Annotated in this window: 18 protein-coding genes; 4 read left to right on the plus strand and 14 right to left on the minus strand. The window is 58.5% G+C overall.

The genetic code is table 11. The annotated features are described in order from the left end of the window. Positions 1-76: 76 nt before the first annotated feature. From phaC to phaR, 3 genes are all read left to right on the plus strand, one after another. Positions 77-1,882: a class I poly(R)-hydroxyalkanoic acid synthase gene (gene phaC, locus MF268_RS04685; protein WP_238369748.1), complete on the plus strand. Its 1,806-nt coding sequence runs from the start codon at positions 77-79 to the stop codon at positions 1,880-1,882. Between the two features lie 142 nt (positions 1,883-2,024). Continuing rightward, the gene (locus tag MF268_RS04690) at positions 2,025-2,474 is read left to right on the plus strand and encodes a phasin family protein (protein ID WP_238369749.1); all 450 of its coding nucleotides are present in this window, start codon (positions 2,025-2,027) and stop codon (positions 2,472-2,474) included. Between the two features lie 124 nt (positions 2,475-2,598). After that, positions 2,599-3,147 carry a polyhydroxyalkanoate synthesis repressor PhaR gene (gene phaR / locus MF268_RS04695; RefSeq protein ID WP_238369750.1) on the plus strand — a complete coding sequence of 183 codons (549 nt, stop codon included), beginning with the start codon at positions 2,599-2,601 and terminating at the stop codon, positions 3,145-3,147. A gap of 92 nt (positions 3,148-3,239) precedes the next feature. Here the strand turns inward: phaR and MF268_RS04700 are convergent, their stop codons facing one another. The 6 genes from MF268_RS04700 to MF268_RS04725 all read right to left on the minus strand — a co-directional run bounded on the left by MF268_RS04700 (position 3,240) and on the right by MF268_RS04725 (position 10,107). Beyond that, on the minus strand, positions 3,240-3,908 hold the full coding sequence (locus MF268_RS04700) for a TetR/AcrR family transcriptional regulator (RefSeq protein ID WP_238369751.1): 669 nt from the start codon (positions 3,906-3,908) through the stop codon (positions 3,240-3,242). A 136-nt stretch (positions 3,909-4,044) separates the two neighbouring features. Then, entirely contained in the window at positions 4,045-5,238 is a 1,194-nt protein-coding gene (locus MF268_RS04705; protein WP_238369752.1) for a DegT/DnrJ/EryC1/StrS family aminotransferase, read from the minus strand. A gap of 136 nt (positions 5,239-5,374) precedes the next feature. After that, positions 5,375-6,679, minus strand: a complete 1,305-nt coding sequence (locus MF268_RS04710; protein ID WP_238369753.1) for an NAD(P)/FAD-dependent oxidoreductase — start codon at positions 6,677-6,679, stop codon at positions 5,375-5,377. A gap of 4 nt (positions 6,680-6,683) precedes the next feature. Further along, positions 6,684-8,042: a glutamine synthetase family protein gene (locus MF268_RS04715; protein ID WP_238369754.1), complete on the minus strand. Its 1,359-nt coding sequence runs from the start codon at positions 8,040-8,042 to the stop codon at positions 6,684-6,686. Further along, complete coding sequence (locus MF268_RS04720; protein ID WP_238369755.1) at positions 8,042-8,725, minus strand: type 1 glutamine amidotransferase; 684 nt, start codon at positions 8,723-8,725, stop codon at positions 8,042-8,044. Before MF268_RS04720 ends, MF268_RS04715 begins: the two co-directional genes overlap by 1 nt. 62 nt (positions 8,726-8,787) lie before the next feature. Continuing rightward, complete coding sequence (locus MF268_RS04725; protein WP_420485414.1) at positions 8,788-10,107, minus strand: glutamine synthetase family protein; 1,320 nt, start codon at positions 10,105-10,107, stop codon at positions 8,788-8,790. A 284-nt stretch (positions 10,108-10,391) separates the two neighbouring features. Between MF268_RS04725 and MF268_RS04730 the strand changes: the two genes are divergently transcribed. Next, on the plus strand, positions 10,392-11,099 hold the full coding sequence (locus tag MF268_RS04730) for a hypothetical protein (RefSeq protein WP_238369756.1): 708 nt from the start codon (positions 10,392-10,394) through the stop codon (positions 11,097-11,099). A gap of 15 nt (positions 11,100-11,114) precedes the next feature. Here the strand turns inward: MF268_RS04730 and MF268_RS04735 are convergent, their stop codons facing one another. The 8 genes from MF268_RS04735 to MF268_RS04770 form a co-directional block, all read right to left on the minus strand. Further along, complete coding sequence (locus MF268_RS04735) at positions 11,115-11,924, minus strand: ABC transporter permease (protein WP_238369757.1); 810 nt, start codon at positions 11,922-11,924, stop codon at positions 11,115-11,117. Continuing rightward, the gene (locus MF268_RS04740; RefSeq protein WP_238369758.1) at positions 11,921-12,805 is read right to left on the minus strand and encodes an ABC transporter permease; all 885 of its coding nucleotides are present in this window, start codon (positions 12,803-12,805) and stop codon (positions 11,921-11,923) included. The genes MF268_RS04735 and MF268_RS04740 overlap by 4 nt, the downstream gene beginning before the upstream one ends. 96 nt (positions 12,806-12,901) lie before the next feature. Next, positions 12,902-13,630, minus strand: a complete 729-nt coding sequence (locus MF268_RS04745) for a transporter substrate-binding domain-containing protein (protein ID WP_238369759.1) — start codon at positions 13,628-13,630, stop codon at positions 12,902-12,904. A 28-nt stretch (positions 13,631-13,658) separates the two neighbouring features. Next, positions 13,659-14,435: an ABC transporter ATP-binding protein gene (locus MF268_RS04750; RefSeq protein ID WP_238369760.1), complete on the minus strand. Its 777-nt coding sequence runs from the start codon at positions 14,433-14,435 to the stop codon at positions 13,659-13,661. A gap of 179 nt (positions 14,436-14,614) precedes the next feature. Next, the gene (locus MF268_RS04755; protein ID WP_238369761.1) at positions 14,615-15,349 is read right to left on the minus strand and encodes a phosphate/phosphite/phosphonate ABC transporter substrate-binding protein; all 735 of its coding nucleotides are present in this window, start codon (positions 15,347-15,349) and stop codon (positions 14,615-14,617) included. Then, positions 15,346-15,783, minus strand: coding sequence for a tellurite resistance TerB family protein (locus MF268_RS04760; protein ID WP_238370202.1), 438 nt, complete (start codon positions 15,781-15,783; stop codon positions 15,346-15,348). The genes MF268_RS04755 and MF268_RS04760 overlap by 4 nt, the downstream gene beginning before the upstream one ends. 64 nt (positions 15,784-15,847) lie before the next feature. Further along, on the minus strand, positions 15,848-16,306 hold the full coding sequence (locus MF268_RS04765) for a tellurite resistance TerB family protein (protein WP_238369762.1): 459 nt from the start codon (positions 16,304-16,306) through the stop codon (positions 15,848-15,850). Between the two features lie 40 nt (positions 16,307-16,346). Beyond that, positions 16,347-16,640 (minus strand): DUF1330 domain-containing protein, encoded by a 294-nt coding sequence (locus MF268_RS04770; protein WP_088633802.1) that lies wholly within the window; start codon positions 16,638-16,640, stop codon positions 16,347-16,349. Positions 16,641-16,699 lie beyond the last annotated feature (59 nt).

Below are 16,699 nucleotides of genomic sequence, written 5' to 3' on the forward strand. Positions count from 1 at the left end.
GATGTTGCGTCGCTTGTGCCTCCCGAACGCGGCGACGGTATTCTGCATAGCAGCATGATAGGGGGGAAAAGTTAAAATGACAACTATGGACAAAGGTAGCAACGTCCCTTCCGTGGAACACGTTGAGCGTATGAAAGAAAATCTGGAAAAAGTTGAGGCGTTATCGCGGCGTCTTGTGGACGTGATGGCGCACAAGACATCCCACAACCCCGCGTTGGACGCTCCGAGCCAGGAATTGTTTGCAAATGCAGCAACGGCTTATTGGGCGGAATCGCTTCAAAATCCGGCGCGGATCATCGAGCAGCAGGTTGCCTACTGGGGTAAGACGGTCACGCATTTCGCCGAGGCTCAGCAAGCGCTTGCACGCGGCAAGTTCGAGGCGCCGGCCGATCCCGGCCCCAAGGATCGCCGCTTTGCGAACCCGCTCTGGGATTCGCACCCCTATTTCAATTTCATCAAGCAACAGTACCTGATCAACGCGGATGCTATTCAGGAAGCCGTCGACTCGGTCGAGGATATGGATGAAAAGGAAAAGCGTCGGCTGAAGTATTTTTCGCGCCAGATCGTCGATATGCTGGCACCGACGAACTTTCTGGGGACAAACCCGGACGCGCTTGAAAAGGCGTTGGAAACCGAGGGGCAGTCGCTGGTCGACGGGCTAGAAAACCTCGTCTCGGATCTGGAAGCGAACAATGGCGAACTGGTTGTCCGGCTCGTGGACGAAAAGGCTTTTGAGTTGGGCGGAAACATCGCGACTTCTCCCGGCAAGGTCGTCTACCGCAACCGGATGATGGAACTCATCCAGTACGAACCGACAACCGAGAAGGTGTTTCAGACGCCTTTGGTGATCTTCCCGCCCTGGATCAATAAATTCTATATTCTCGACCTCAAAGAACAAAACAGCCTTATCAAGTGGATCGCGAACCAGGGATACACCCTCTTTGTGGTGAGCTGGGTGAACCCGGACGCCGCCTATGCCGAGGTTGGCATGGAGGATTACATCGAGGACGGCTATTTCGCGGCGATCCGCGAGATCAAGGCGATCACCAAAGTGCAGCAGATCAACGCCATCGGTTACTGCATCGCGGGCACAACCCTGGCGCTTGTGCTGTCGCTGATGAAACAGCGCGGCGACAAATCGATAAAGTCCGCAACCTTCTTTACGGCGCTGACTGATTTCGCCGAACAGGGTGAGTTCACGCCATTCCTGTCTGATGATTTCATCGACGGGATCGAGGCCGAGGTCGAAAAGCAGGGCTTCCTGCGGTCTTATATCATGGCCCGCACCTTTAGCTACTTGCGGTCCAACGATCTTGTCTATTCGCCGGCCATTCGCAGCTACATGATGGGCGAGACGCCTCCGGCGTTTGACCTGCTATACTGGAACGGCGACGGGTCGAACCTGCCGCGCAAGATGGCGATGCAATATCTCCGCGGGCTTTGCCAACGCAATGAGTTCGCGCAGGACGGGTTCGATTTGCTGGGACACAAGCTGAAGCTGGAAGAGGTGAACGTGCCGCTTTGCTCGATCGCCTGCGAGACGGACCATATCGCCGCGTGGAAGGACTGCTATCGCGGCGTGCAGAAAATGGGTGCCAAGGATCGGACCTTTATCCTGACCCAGTCAGGCCACATCGCGGGCATTGTGAACCCGCCGAGCAAGAAGAAATACGGCCATTACCTGAATGACGACCTCAGCCTTTCAGCGGAAGACTGGCAGGCAGGCGCTGATTTCCATGAAGGGTCGTGGTGGCCGAACTGGGAGGCCTGGCTTCGCAAGCGTTCTGGCAAGCAGATCGCCGCACGCACACCCGGGGATTCGGAGCATCCACCACTGGCCGATGCGCCCGGTACCTATGTAACTACTAAGGCAAGTCGTTGATTCTGAAGAAAAGGTTTTTTTGCTGCATTGCAGCGAAATCCCTTGAAATGCTGCAGTGCAGCATGTATATTCCCTTCCATACGAGGATCATGCGGGACGTACCCCGCGAGTTCAACCGCAAGGCGAATAAAGGAATTTAGAAATGGCTGCTAAGACCCAAGATTTCACAACCGTAATGAAAGACATGATGGGGGCATTCCCTGTCGATACCGCTGCGTTCGAAGACGCATTCAAGACCACCGCTACGCTGAACGAAAAGCTGTCGGGCGTTGCTCTCGAAGCGGCTGAAAAGTCGGCCGAGATTTCGAACAAGTGGACCAAGGACACGCTGACCAAGCTGGCCGACATGTCCAAGGCGAAAACCGAGCCTGCCGACTATGCAAAGGCGATGTCCGACTTCGCTTCGGCTTCGGCTGAAAGCGCTGCCGAAAACATGGCTGCTTTTGCTGAAATCGCGAAGAAGGTCCAGATGGACACCGTCGAACTGATGATGGCTGCTGGCAAGGACATGACCGAAGACGCCACCGCCGCTGTCAAGAAAGCGACGAACGACGTGACCTCTGCCGCCAAAAAGGCCGCAACGTCGAAGTAATATCGCGAAAGCCACACCGTTCCCTCAAATGGTGTAATCGCAAGGGCAGGTCGTAAGACCTGCCCTTTCTTTTTGTTTTTTGCTCGCATAGGCTTTGCCAAGGCATCACGCCGGGAGTGGAAAAATGGCAGACGATAACAAACCCCTGCTGATCAAACGATATGCCAGTCGAAGGCTCTATAATACCGAGACCAGCGATTACGTAACGCTTGAAGATATCGCTGGATTCATCCGCAGCGGACGGGAAGTTCAGATCATCGACCTGAAGTCCGGGGATGACCTGACGCGGCAGTACCTTTTGCAGATCATCGCCGAGCATGAAAGCCGCGGCGAGAATGTCCTTCCGGTTGGCGTGCTCAACGATCTTGTCCGCAGCTACATGGTGCCGGGCGGTGGGATGATGCCGCAATTCCTGCAATCGTCTTTTGACATGCTCCGCGAGAGCCAGACGAAGATGATGAAAAATATGACCGCCATGAACCCCATTGCCAAGATGCCCGGGTTCGAAGCTTTGCAGGCGCAGCAGGAAGCGTTTCTCAAGGCGATGACAGGCGCCTGGTCCGGCAGCAGCGGGCCAGAGAAAGAAGCTGGCGAGGAAGAGGGTGGGGAGGATCTCGACGATATCAAGCGCCAGTTGGCAGAGCTGAACAGCAAGCTGTCAAAGCTTAAATGAGCCTGAAAAAGTTTCGGAATGAAAAAGGGGCACGGAGATTGGCGGTTTAATGCCCTGCAATTTATGCCTTAAAAGCAAAGGCAATCTTCAATTCAGGGTTGAGGAATTTTTCGATCCGAAAGTTTCTTCTCGGGCTCACACGCCCAGACTGTAACCTCGTTTACCGCCGCTTGTTCCCGATATGAGCGAATCAGGCGGTCCATCGCCTGACGGCTGATGTGACGGTGTTTTTCGGCGAAACCCAGCGATGCGACCATCTTCCAGTGGCCGTACATGAGACATACGAATAAGTAGGAAAGTTCCTCTGCAGACGCGGCGTCGAGTTCGGAATACTGAACCTCGAATTCCTGGCTGAGGACCTGACCGATCATCTTGTACTGCCCCTGTAGCTGATGCTTTATCGGTTCTGACCGCGCGGCCATGCAGAGCATGGCATCATAGATCTGATCGTCCCGCGGTTTCGGCGTGTTATCGAGAAAATCGAAGTAAAAATCGAGAAAAGCGTCTACCCGCGCCGATCCGTTGAGCTTTCCGGCGGTCGAGACAAGGGCTTCGCGGTAGAGGGAAGCGAGATAATCGCAGACCGCGATCATCAGGTCTTCGTGTCGGTCAAAGTGATAGCGGACGAGCTGACGCGTCATCCCTGCTTCGTGGGCGACCGCGTCATAGGAAAGGTTGGGCAATCCCGACTTTCGCAATGCTTCGAATGCCCCCAAGACAATCTGATGCTTGCGGGCCGATTGGCCTGAATGTCTATTCATAATGGAACCTGGTCTAAATATAACCAAGTATTCATCATGTTCGGCTTAGCTCTCAAGCCAGTATTTACAACTTTTTCGTTATGAAAGTTTTCGTAAGGGACCCCGCCCGCTTACTGGGCAGGGTCCTTTACGTGTCTCACGTTCCATAAGCGCGTGACGGCTGTGTGGCCTGATCGATCGCATCCAGCAGGATTTCGGCGATCGCGTCATAGTCGTCGCGGCTGAGATGCACGGGGAGCCGGACATCGCAGGCGCGCATCAGCATGGCCCGGGTCAGGGGTAGTTCAGGCAGGTTGGGAATGAACTGCCAGTTCCAGAATGCCCGTGCATTGTCGGAAGAGCGTCCAAAGATCTGGACCTTGACGCCACGGGCTTCGGCGGCGGCCGAAAACGCAGTGATTTCGGTATCGTCCAGACCGATAAGGTTGAACTGGATAGAATCCGGTGCGCGTTCTTCGGGGCCCAGCTTGGCAGGGACGTCGATATAGGGTGAGGCGTTCAGACGTGCCGCCACATAATCGTGCCCATCGCGCCCGTCACGGACACGGCGGGCCAGTTCCGGCAGTTGCGGACGAATGACCGCTGCCGACAGGTTGCCCATCCGCAAGTTATAAAGCGGCACCTTGTTCTGCCACTTGGCGAAGGCGTCGTGCAGGACGGGATGTTTCTTCCAGTTATGCTCGTAAGCGCCGGACATGATGATCGCACGGGCCACGAGATCGGCGTCGTCGGTGATCATTATACCGCCTTCGCCGGCATTGATCATCTTGTAGGACTGGAAAGAAAAACAACCGATCTTGCCGATAGTCCCGATGTTCTGCCCGTGCCACGTGGTGCCGAGCGAATGGGCCGCGTCCTCGACCACGGGAATATTCCGCGCATCGCAGATCGCCATGATCGCATCCATGTCCGAGGTATGGCCCCGCATGTGGCTGATGATAACAGCCGAGATATCGTCGTCGATCTTGGCTTTGAAGTCTTGCAGATCGATCCGGTAATTTTCGCCGACCTCGCAAAGAACCGGGTAACAGTCGGCGTGAACCACAGCCGAAGGGACGGCTGCAAAGGTAAAGCCGGGGATCAGCACGCGCGCATCCCTCGGCAAATCCAGCGCCTTGAGCGACAGGAACAGCGCGGCGGAACAGGAAGAGACCGCAAGCGCGTATTTCGATCCCAGCAGCTCGGCAAACTCAGCCTCGAGCAGCGCGACGGGAGCGTTCTCTGGTGCGGTGTAACGGAAAAGATCGCCCGATTGCAGCAACGCATCAATAGCTTCGCGCGCGGATTCGGGAATGGGTTCAGCCTGATGGACGTCCGGAGCTTGCCTCATATTTCGATTTCCTTAATTGAATCTTTGGGAAAGGTAAAACAATTAGCGATTACGACAAAGCGGAATCTGCCTCAACCTTGTGACATTTTCATGTCACAAGGCTGGTTCATGTCGGAACGTCGGGGATGGGGTGGGCTTATATGCCGAGCCGGTCGCGCATGGAAAACCATGTCATCGCGAGAATGAGCATAGGGTTTCTAAAGGCGGCACCGCCGGGGAAGGGCGTCGTCGGGATGCGCGTCATCGTATCGAAACCGTCGCTTTCGCCCTGAACCGCCAAGGCCATGAGCTGCCCGGCCTGCGTGGCCGAGCCGACACCGTGGCCGGAATAGCCCGACGCCGACAGAACGTTCGGCGCGAGCCGGGTCAGGTAAGGCAGGCGTTTCATTGTAATGCCAAGCGTTCCGCCCCAAGCATAGTCGATACGGATATCGCGCAGGTGCGGAAAGATCTCGACCATTGGCTTGCGAACCTTGGCGGCGATATCGGCCGGGAAACGGTAACCGTAGCTTTCGCCACCGCCGAACAGGAGCCGTTTGTCGGCGCTCAGGCGGAAATAGTTGATGACAAATTTCGTATCGGCCACGGCGACGTCCCGGGCCAGTACGCGGTCGGCCTCATCCCCGAGGGGTTCGGTGGCAGCAATGAAATTGTTTATCGGCATGACGCGCGCCGCGACCTTGCGGTTCAGCGAGCCGAGATAGCCATTGCAGGCAAGGATCACATGGTCGGCCTGCACTTTGCCGCTGTCGGTCTGGACGGTCGCGGGGCGGCCTTCGTCGATATGGTGAACATGCGCGCCCTCATAAATGCGCACACCTGCTTTATGCGCCGCCCGCGCCAGACCGAGCGCATAGTTCAGCGGATGCAGATGCGCCGCATCCGTGTCCAGTATGCCCCCCTTGTAGGCGGGCGAGGGGCACATGGCATGGCAGGCTTCCTCATCGAGAAGCTCGATCTTGTCATAGCCATAGCGGGTGCTGAGATGTTCCGCATATTCGTGCATCTCGCGGGTTTCGCGGTCGTTGAAACCGGTATGAGCGACACCCGGCCTGATATCGCAGTTGATGTCGTGACGCGCGATCAGCCCCTTGACCAAGGCCTTGGAGTCTTCGGCCAGTGCCCACAGCTTGGCGGCATCCCCATCGCCGACCATCTTTTCGACGACATCCTGTTCCTGCCGCTGGCCGCTGCCAAGCTGGCCGCCATTGCGCCCGGACGCACCAAAGCCGACGCGCTGCGCCTCGAGCAGGACTACTTCGAGACCGGCCTCGGCAAGATGCAGAGCGGCGGATAGCCCGGTATAGCCTGCGCCCACGATGCAGACATCGGCACGGGTCTCTCCTTTGAGCGGGGGGAACGGGTCCATGGGCGTGGCCGTTGCCGTGTACCAGCTGGCCGGGTACTGGCCTTTTTTGTCGTTCGAATAAAGCAGGTCCATGGGTTCAGACGTTCAGCAAGAGATGTTCGCGTTCCCAAGGGCTGATGACCTGAAGGAATTCCTGGTACTCGGTACGCTTGACGATGGAATAGACGCGGGCAAATTCCGGGCCGAGGATTTCATGCAGTTCGGTTGCCTCGTCGAACATGTCGAGCGCCTGACCGAGAACGGCGGGGATATCGCTGTCGCCGTCATAGGCGTCACCACGAAACTGTTTTTCAGGGCGCAATTCGTTGACAAGGCCGAGATATCCGCAGGCCAGACTTGCCGCGATCCCCAGATACGGGTTGCAGTCCATCCCGGCGAGCCGGTTCTCGATGCGGCGCCCGTCCGGTCCCGACAGGGGGATGCGGATGCCGGTCGTCCGGTTGTCGCGACCCCAGGCAAGGTTGATCGGCGCGGCATGGTCTTTCACGTACCGGCGATAGCTGTTCACATAGGGAGCGAGCACGGCGATGGCCGAGGGCAGGTGCTGCTGAAGCCCGGCGATGAAGTTGAAAAAGGCATCCGTGTCGCCACCCTGCGGTCCGGCAAAGAGATTACGGCCGGTTTCCATGTCGATGATCGAATGATGGATGTGCATGGCGCTGCCCGGCTCATCCGCGATGGGCTTTGCCATGAAAGTTGCAAAACAGTCGTGGCGCAGCGCTGCCTCTCGGATCAGCCGTTTGAAGTAAAAGACTTCGTCCGCCAGTTTGACCGGATCGCCATGGCGCAGATTGATTTCAAGCTGGCCGGCGCCGCCTTCCTGCGTGATGCCGTCGATTTCGAAACCCTGCGCCTCGGCAAAGTCATAGATATCGTCGATGACGGGCCCGAATTCATCCACCGCTGTCATGGAGTAAGCCTGACGCGCGGCCGCCGGGCGACCCGAACGGCCCATCATCGGCATGATTTCCTTGGCCGGGTCGAGATTTCGCGCAACGAGGAAAAACTCCATCTCGGGCGCGACCACCGGCTTCCAGCCTTGTTTATGGTAGAGATCTACCACGCGTCTCAGCACGTTACGTGGGCTGAACGGGATTGCATCGCCGTCGCGGTCATAGGCGTCGTGGATCACTTGGAGCGTCCAGTCGCCCGTCCATGGCGCGGCGGTTGCCGTCGACATGTCAGGTTTGAGGATCATGTCGCGTTCGATGAAACCTTCTTCGCCGGCCGCTTCGCCCCAGTCCCCGGTGATAGTCTGGAAAAAGATGCTGTCAGGTAGATGAAAAGAAGTCTGACGGGCAAATTTCGATGCGGGCACGGCCTTGCCGCGCGCGATGCCCGGAAGATCGGAAACGATACATTCGACTTCGTCCAGCCGCCGTCCCTCGAGAAAGTCGCGGGCGGGTTGCGGAAGCTTGTCGGTCCAGTCGGCCATCAGGCCCTCTCTTTCTTGAAAAACTCAGCCATCTCGCGGGCGATCGCGGGGCTGTCGGTAGGGCCCTTGCGCAGCTCTTCGCGGGCTTTATTCAGTTGGTCTTCCGGCACGACACCCTTGCCGCGCGTATCGATCAGGCCCTCGATGAAATCCGCGCCGTATTCCGGATGAGGCTGCATCGTCCAGATCGTGTCGTCATAGGCCAGGATCGCGTGCTTGCAGAAGTCATTGCCGCCAACGACGCGCGCCCCGGGGGGCAGGTCGATGACCTGGTCCTGGTGCCAGGCATTCACGAAACGCTTTTCGCCGCCCATGTCGTATTCGACACGCCCGACTGCCCAGCCGCCATCATACTTTACGACTTTGCCGCCAAGCGCCTGCGCGATGATCTGGTGGCCAAAGCATATCCCGACCAGCGGCAGCTTGCGCGCATGGATGTCGCGGATCAGGTCTTCGAGCGGTGGGATCCAAGGGTGATCCTCGTAGGCGCCGTGGCGCGAGCCGGTGATAAGCCAGCCATCGCAGGCATCCGCGCCTCGGGGGAAAACCCCGTCGACAACGCTGTAGGTTTCGAATTCAAAGCCGTTCCCGCCAAGGAGGTTCTGGAACATCACGTCATAGTCCTTGAAGCTCTCAAGGAGTTCGTCAGGCGCGTGGCCAGTTTGCAAGATGCCGATTTTCATGAGTCACATGTCATTTATGATCAAAACAAGGGTATCGAAGGCCCGGTGGACGGGCAAGGGGGTCAGACCGCTTCGAGGTAGCTGATCCAGTGTCGTTCGGGCGGAGTTTCTGCGAAACGCGCCAATTCCTGCCGCTTGGTCATCACGAGGTTCTGGATCATCGCCGTGGGCAGGATACGCGCCATCAGCGGGTCATTCTCGATCCGGTCGATGGCCTCGCCCCATGTCGCGGCAACGCGCGGGACGCCGGTTTTCTCATAGGCGTTGCCGGTGATGGGGGCGGGCGGTTCGATGCCGTCCTCGATTCCGGTCAGCGCCGCGCCCAGCGCGGTTGCGAGCATCAGGTAGGGGTTGATGTCGCCCCCGGCGACGCGATGTTCGATCCTGCGGGCAGAGGGCGATCCGCCGGGAATCCGGATGGCCGCCGTGCGGTTTTCATAGGCCCAGACCGCGCTGACCGGTGCATGGGCGCCGGGCACCAGTCGGTCATAGGAGTTTCCGTTCGGCGCAAAGATCAGCGTGCTCGACGGCATCGCGGCAAGACAACCCGCAACTGCATGGCGCAGCGTATCGGTGCCGCGTGGCCCGCCATCGTCGAAAATGTTCTGCCCGTCCTTGTCCACGACCGAGAAATGGACATGCATCCCGTTACCTGCATCGTCCGCATAGGGTTTCGCCATGAAGGTCGCGGCGAATCCGTGTTTGCGTGCGAGGCCTTTGACCAAGGCCTTGAAGAGCCACGCATCGTCAGCCGCCCGCATCGCGTCCTGATGGACGAGGTTGACTTCGAACTGGCCAAGACCGGTTTCTGAGATCACCGTATCCGCCGGAATGCCCATCTGGTTGCAGGCCTCGTAGAGCGCGGTGAAATATTCATCAAAGGCGTCAAGCTGGCGGACCGAGAGGATGGCGCTGGAATAGACCGGGCGACCCGTGACGGGGTTTGTCGGTGCTTCGGGAAGGGAGCCCTTGTCGTCGATCAGGGTAAATTCCATCTCGGTCGCGGCAATGGCGGTCCAGCCGCGCGCCGCGTAGCGGTCGACCACCTGTTGCAGCGCGTGGCGGGGATCTCCGAAGAACGGGTCGCCTTTGTCGGTATACATTGCCATTGGCACCAGCGCCGAGGCCGTCGCCAGCCATGGCATCGGAACCGCACCGCGATCGGTTGGCAGCAAGACGCCGTCGGCGTCGCCGCTGTCGAAAACCAGCGGGCTGTCTTTGATGTCAGACCCCCAGAGATCCACGTTCAGCACCGAAAGCGGCATGCGGACGACGCCCTCGGCAAGCTTGTCGGCATAAGAGCCGGGTACGCGTTTGCCCCGCATCTGCCCATTCAGATCGCTGGCGGCTACTCGGAAAGTCGGGAATGTCCTGAGGTCCACGGAAAGACTCTTTTTGTTCGAATTATGCTTTCCCCTTGTTTAGCGGAGGATCTTACGAGTGTCACCGAAATTTGATCAAATTATTTACGCAGATGATTTCCCGCGCCGGAAAGGCTGAAAAACAATCACAAATGCCACGCGTCTGACATATTCTTGTCGGCCGTCAGCCCCAGTTTGCGGCGAGGTTCCTCGGCGTAATCCGACCTGGGATGTCCTGCCGCTGTTTAGGTGACGCGGCTGCGTGAGGCCTTTGTGTCAGTGGTAAGCGTTAAACGGGATCTGGCATGGCTTATCAATTCAATGGTTTTGGCAACAAGGGCGAGGCGCCGTCCCGGCAGCCTGACGATGCCGCAGCTGCCGCAAGCGAGAAACCAAAACCGCATGTGCAGCGCATCGCCAGCTCCGCTCAGGCGAAACCGCGAACGAACCGGTCGCACAGGAGCCAGAGCAAGCCGCAGCAAGACAGGGTAGAACAGGACGAACCCCGGGTTGAGCGGATGGAACGGGTAAAAGTCAGCCGTCGACCCGAAGCTGCCGCTGTCTCGGCTGAGCCAAATCCGCGCATGACATTGATCATCGAGCCTGAAGGCGAGGTCAGGCGACCCCGTTATGAAAGCGTCTCTCAATCCGCGCGGAATTGGGTTTTTCCGGTGACCGCCGGCGTGGCCGTTTTTCTGATCGTGCCTTTGTGGGTTTACCCTGCGGTGCTCATGCTGATCGGTACAGTGCTGGGGTGTGCCTACCTTTACTTTGGCCCGGACAGGATGAAGGAAATCGCCAGTAATCGTTTCGCCCGGTTGGAACGCAGGCATCCCGCTAAGGCCGAAAGGCTGCGCCAGATTGCGCGACAGGGGCGCGAGCGCGTTTCGGAATTTGCACAGCACTTGCCAAAGTCTTGGGCGGAACGGCTGGCCGATCTTGGGTTTGACGATGAAAAACCGGCATTCGGCGACGATGAATTTATCGATCCGATGCTCGACCGACGGGTGTGAGCTTTTTCGACCGTTCTAGCGCAGCAGGTTTGGCCGGAACTTGAACTTGGCCCGGGCCTCGCCCGGAAGATGTTGGTTCAGGCGCCGGTTGATAAGGCCGAAAACGCCTACGATTACCAGCGTGAACAGGATGAAATAGCCCGCCAGAATGGGGTAGGGGACAAAAGGATTAAAGGTCTTGTCCGCAAAGTAGCTGGCGTAATAGAGCGCATCTCCGCGTTGCTGCCATGCCGGGAAGCCGGAGAAAAAGACAAGCGTGGTGGCGTGAAAGAGAAAAATCGCCTCGTTCGTATAGGCGGGCCAAGCCAATCGTAGCATCGTCGGCCAGATGATCCGCTTGAAGCGCGTCCACCCGGTCAGACCATAGGCATCAGCCGCCTCGACATCGCCCTTGGGCACAGAGCGGAGTGCGCCGTAAAAGATCTCTCCGGAATAGGCGGCGGTATTCAGGAACAGGACAATCAGCGCACCAAGCCAGGCAGCGGTGAAGGGATCAAAAAATTCGATGTTACTCTTCAGGTTCAAAAATAAAAAATATGCAAAGAAGAACTGGATGAAGAGCGGCGAGCCCCGGAACAGAAAGATGAACCATTCCGCAGGTTTGCGCAGCCACGGGTTCTGCGCACCCTTGGCCACGGCAAGCCCGGTCGCAAGGAAGAACCCGATGACCAGGGCAAAGATGCCGAAATAGATGTTCCAGATCATGCCCGAGCCGATAAGGACGACCTGTTCGCACAGGGTAAAATCACTTCTGGGCAAAAGGCGCTCGCCGATGCCGATGCTGCGCAGCGCGTAGTCCTGTATGGTTTGCAGGCAGGCGCTCATGAGGCGGCCCTCCGCTGGGCTTCGCCGCCGGTAGTGGCCTGCCCGTGCGTCAGCCGGAGCATCAGTTTTTCAAGCGCGATTTCAGAGACTTTCGTGAAGGCGAGATAGAACACCAGCAGGGCAAGAAAGTACCACATACGCCAGTCGCCATGCGGGTAATCCGTAAAGCGCGAGGTCTTGGTGCCGCCGAGTTCCCGTGCCCAGTAGACGATATCCTCGATCCCCAGCAGGAAAAGCAGGGGCGTGGCCTTGATCAGCACCATCCAAAGGTTTGAAAGACCCGGCAGAGCGTAAACCCACATCTGCGGGACCAGTACGCGCCAAAAGGTCTGGCGCTGTGACATGCCATAGGCTGCAGCGGTCTCGAGCTGGGCATGCGGTACGGCCCGCATGCCGCCGAACAGGACGTTGGCGGCGAAGGCACCGAAAACGATGGCAAAAGTGATGACAGCCAGCGCGAAACCGTAGGTTTCGTGGATCCATTCCGGCGCGCTGCCAGCGGGCAGCTTGGCAGCCTGACAGACGATGAAATCATTGCCTTGTCTGATCGGCATGTCCCAGTCGGGGCACAGTGTCTTGTGGCGCAGCCACTCGAGTGCCTGATCAAGGGCGATGACGAAGAAAAGGAAAAACGCGATGTCGGGCACGCCCCGCACGATGGCGATATAGGTCTTGCCGAACCAGCGCAGCGGTCCGAAACCCGACCGTGCCGCCATTGCTCCAAGAAACCCGAAGCCAAGCGCAACCGGCGCTGTCACGGCCAAAAGGCCCAGCACTTTGAGAAAAGCCATGTAGAATGACATGTGGACGCCGGTGGTCAGATAACAAGACAGCCATGCCAGCGTTTCAAGCGAGTCGGGATCGACGCAATAGGAAAACATGCGGGTCCGTTCAGTGGCGCGGGCGGCATTTTACGACCTGCGCCCCGCGTTGAGAGAAACGGCCCGCCGAAAGGGCGGGCCGCATTGAGGTCGGGATCAGTAGGTGCCGACGCCTTCGCCGAACCACTTGTCCAGCAATGCATTCAGGCTGCCGTCTTCCTTCATCGACGTGATCGCCGCGTCGAACTTGTCACGCAGTTCGGTATCGCTTTCGCGCAGGCCCATGCCCACGCCACCGCCAAGAGGTACGCCTTCACCCACGAAGGTCAGCTCGCCGCCCGATTCCTCGACCAGCGGGAGGAGGTAGTCGTAATCGGCAAAAACCGCATCCGCTTCGCCGTTGCGCACGGCTGCGATGGTTTCTTCGGGGGTAGCGAATTCAACCAGCGTTGCGCCGCTTTCCGCGACATAGCCTGCCTGAATCGTTGCGGTCTGGGCCGAGACGATGCCGCCTTCGAGATCAACGTCATCGGACAGCGCAACATAGGCGGATTCGGTGGGCGGATAGTAATCCTGCGTAAAGTCGATCACCTCGTCACGCTCGTCCGTGATGCTCATGCCGGCCATGATGGTGTCGTAGTTGCTCGACACGAGGTTCGGAATGATCGAATCCCAGTCGTTCTTGACCCATTCGCAGGTCAGCTCGGCGCGGGTGCAGAGTTCGTCGCCCAGTTCGCGCTCGAACCCGTCGACTTCGCCCGAGTCATTGATGAAGTTGTACGGAGGGTAGGCGCCCTCGGTGCCCATGCGGATCGTCTTGTCTTGGGCAAAGGCCGACCCCGCGACGATGGCGAGTGCCGCCGTGGTTAAAATCAGAGATTTCATGATAGTTACTCCCTTGGTTTTATTTTGATTAGGCCGCTTGCGTCGCCGAGAGGAACCCCTGGAGACGTTCGGATTTCGGAGCGCCGAAGAGTTCGCTTGGCGCGCCTTCCTCTTCGATCAGGCCCTTGTGCAGAAAGACCACGTGATCACTTACATCTGCTGCGAGCTTCATGTCATGTGTCACGATCAGCATGGTGCGACCTTCGGCGGCGAGTTGCTTGATGACCTTGACGACTTCCTGCTCAAGTTCCGGGTCCAGCGCGCTGGTCGGTTCGTCAAAGAGCAGCGCCTCGGGTTCCATGCAAAGCGCGCGGGCAATCGCGGCACGCTGCTGTTGCCCGCCGGAAAGCTGTGCCGGGTAGGCATCGCATTTGTCGCCGATCCCGACCTTTTCCAGATAGGTCCGGGCCGATTTTTCTACCTCGCCACGGTTGCGGCCAAGCACGGTCAGTGGCGCTTCCATGACATTCTGAAGGATGCTCATGTGGGACCAGAGATTGAACTGCTGGAACACCATCGAGAGATTGGTGCGGATACGCAGCACCTGCTTGGCGTCTGAAGGCCGCCGCACCGCGCCTGCACCTTTCCAGAGAACCGGTTCGCCTTTGAACAGGATTTCACCCTGCTGGCTGTCTTCCAGCAGGTTGGCACAGCGCAGAAGCGTGGATTTGCCCGATCCCGAAGATCCGATTAGCGAAACGACATCGCCGCGCCTGGCCGAGATGCTGACGCCTTTTAACACTTCGAGCTGGCCGTAGGCTTTGTGGAGGTTGTTGATCTGGATGACGGGCGGTGTGTCTGTCACGGGGCGTCCGGTTTTGCTGAATTTCGCCGTAGTAGGAGTTAATTCCGCACGTATTGCAATCGTGAATTCAGATAGGCAAGGGGCAAGAGGGGGCAATTGACGGTAGGGAATGCCCGAAAATTAATCTCATTCCCGTATTTCGGTCGGGTCGTTCCGCCGGGCCGCGCCCGAGCTGGCGATCACGCCCCGATAGTTTGCGGAGTCGGGACGGAAAGATAGTCGGCGGTTTCTATACGGACCAAACCGCGCAGATGCAGGGCCTTGCGATCCTGTTCGTTCAGATTGGCGATGGCGGATGCGACAGCCTCGGCGATCGGGGCAGGGTCTCTGTCTTGGGCGGTGATGTAGGGCAGGCCGGGGGTCGGCTTTGTTTTCGCGATGACCTTGAGCTGTGCCGCCAACGGATCATGTTCGCAGAGCAAAAGCCACGTCACGGCATCGATCCCGGCAATATCGGCGCGCCCCTCGGCCACCGCGTGAAGCGAAAGGCGATGTCCGCCGGTCGGAACCATTTCTGAAAACCGCAGGCCTTTCAGGAAATGGAGCGGTCCGGCCCAGCCGGATTGAGACATGTCCTCGTTATAGGCAAAACGGGCGCCGTCGAAATCCTGCGGCGTGTCGCGAAGATCGTCCGCCCGTGCAACGATCACCGATTGGTAATATCCCGGCGGACAGTCGGGCAAACCGAAATCAGGCGTCCCGATCAGGTTTACCTTGTCGTACAGTCGTGTCCGGTAAGGCATCCCGCAGGTCTGGCCCAGCAACAGGTCGGGCGATTGCCACATATCCCAGTAGTCCAGATCGCGGGACAGGTTCTCTGGGCCATAGCCAAGCCGGGCGCGGATTTCCTGCCAATAGCGGTCGTTGGCTTGTTGGATTTCCGGCATGTCATACATGCCAAGCATCGCTATCATCTGGTCTCGGCTTTTTGGCGGGCCAGCGCGCTGTCGCGGTCGGTGACACCCAGAAGGTTGGCCGTCAGCCGCATAAGTGCGTTTTCAGCATCGGCCCTGTCGCCATCGGCGAGAACCACCTGCCACATAGCCTCGACCACGCCGCGTCGGCTGTCATAGGGCACCGCATCCTTGATGGCGCGGGTAAAGCGCACCGTGTCCGGTGCGCCTGATTCCACTTCTTCCGCTTCCTTGCGGAGGTTTTCCGCTTCGGACTTGCTCAACCCGTAACGGGCCTCGGTTATGCGGTCGATCTGGGCGATTTCCGCCGGCGCGTACTCATTGTCCGACCGGGCGATACGAACCAGAAGGGCGGTCAATGCCAGCCGGGCATCGCCATCGTTCATCGGTTCTGGGTCATTCGCCGTAAGGCGATTTATCAAATCTGCAAACATATCCTGCATATAGGCCGCCAAACCGGGCTGGCCAAGGCAAATTGCGCAGCCTTCACGAAGGCGCTTAATCCTCTTCTGGGGAGGATTTCCTGGCGATCACCTTGTCGCGCGCCGCATCGCTGTCGGCGCGCGACAATCCCATCGCCTTGCGCGCATCTTCGACGATTTTCAACTCGCCCGGGTTTTGCGCGCCGTCTGCCATGACGACTTCCCAGAGCGCGTCCAGTGCGGCGAGCCGTTCGGACAGTTCCGTGGTCTCGCGGATCAACTGACCAAAGGTGTCGGTCTCAGGCGCCGCCGCGTGCAGCTTTTCGCAGGTTGCCCTGACCTTGGCGGCCTCGATCGCGTCGTGCTTGTAAAGCCGTTGAAGAATGCGGTCGATCAGCCGGATCTCTTCCATCTTGTAGTCGCGATCCGACTGCGCGACCCGGACCAGCAGCGCGCCAAGGGCAAGCTCGGCATCGGGGTCGGGCAATTTCGGCGGCGATTTGGGGCGAAAGGCCTGAAACAGGTTGCTAAGCATGTTACATCTGAGCTCCGCAAAGATGGTTCAACGTCGAGTCCTATCCGTCATAGCCGGGCAAAATGCTGAGATCGCCGGTGGAAACCGGGTCCCGCAGGGCCTTGGCCGCCTGATAGCCGGGGCTGTTATAACAGGCCAGAGCCGTTTCGTAGCTGTCAAATTCGATGACGACGGTCCTTGCGCGGGATTTGCCCTCTGGCTGTTCGCCCTCGCCGCCCCGAACGAGGAAGCGCGCGCCATATTCGGCGAAGGGTGCCGCATTCGCTTCGATATATTTCTTGTAGGTTTCCATGTCATCGACGTCGACATGGGCGATCCAGTACCCCTTGGGCATGTGTAGTCTCCTGATTTTGAGGCAGGGTCGCAAAGCGCCTCGCAAAACTCAACGGTTGC

The organism is Heliomarina baculiformis (assembly GCF_019966545.1).
Classification (GTDB): domain Bacteria; phylum Pseudomonadota; class Alphaproteobacteria; order Rhodobacterales; family Rhodobacteraceae; genus Heliomarina; species Heliomarina baculiformis.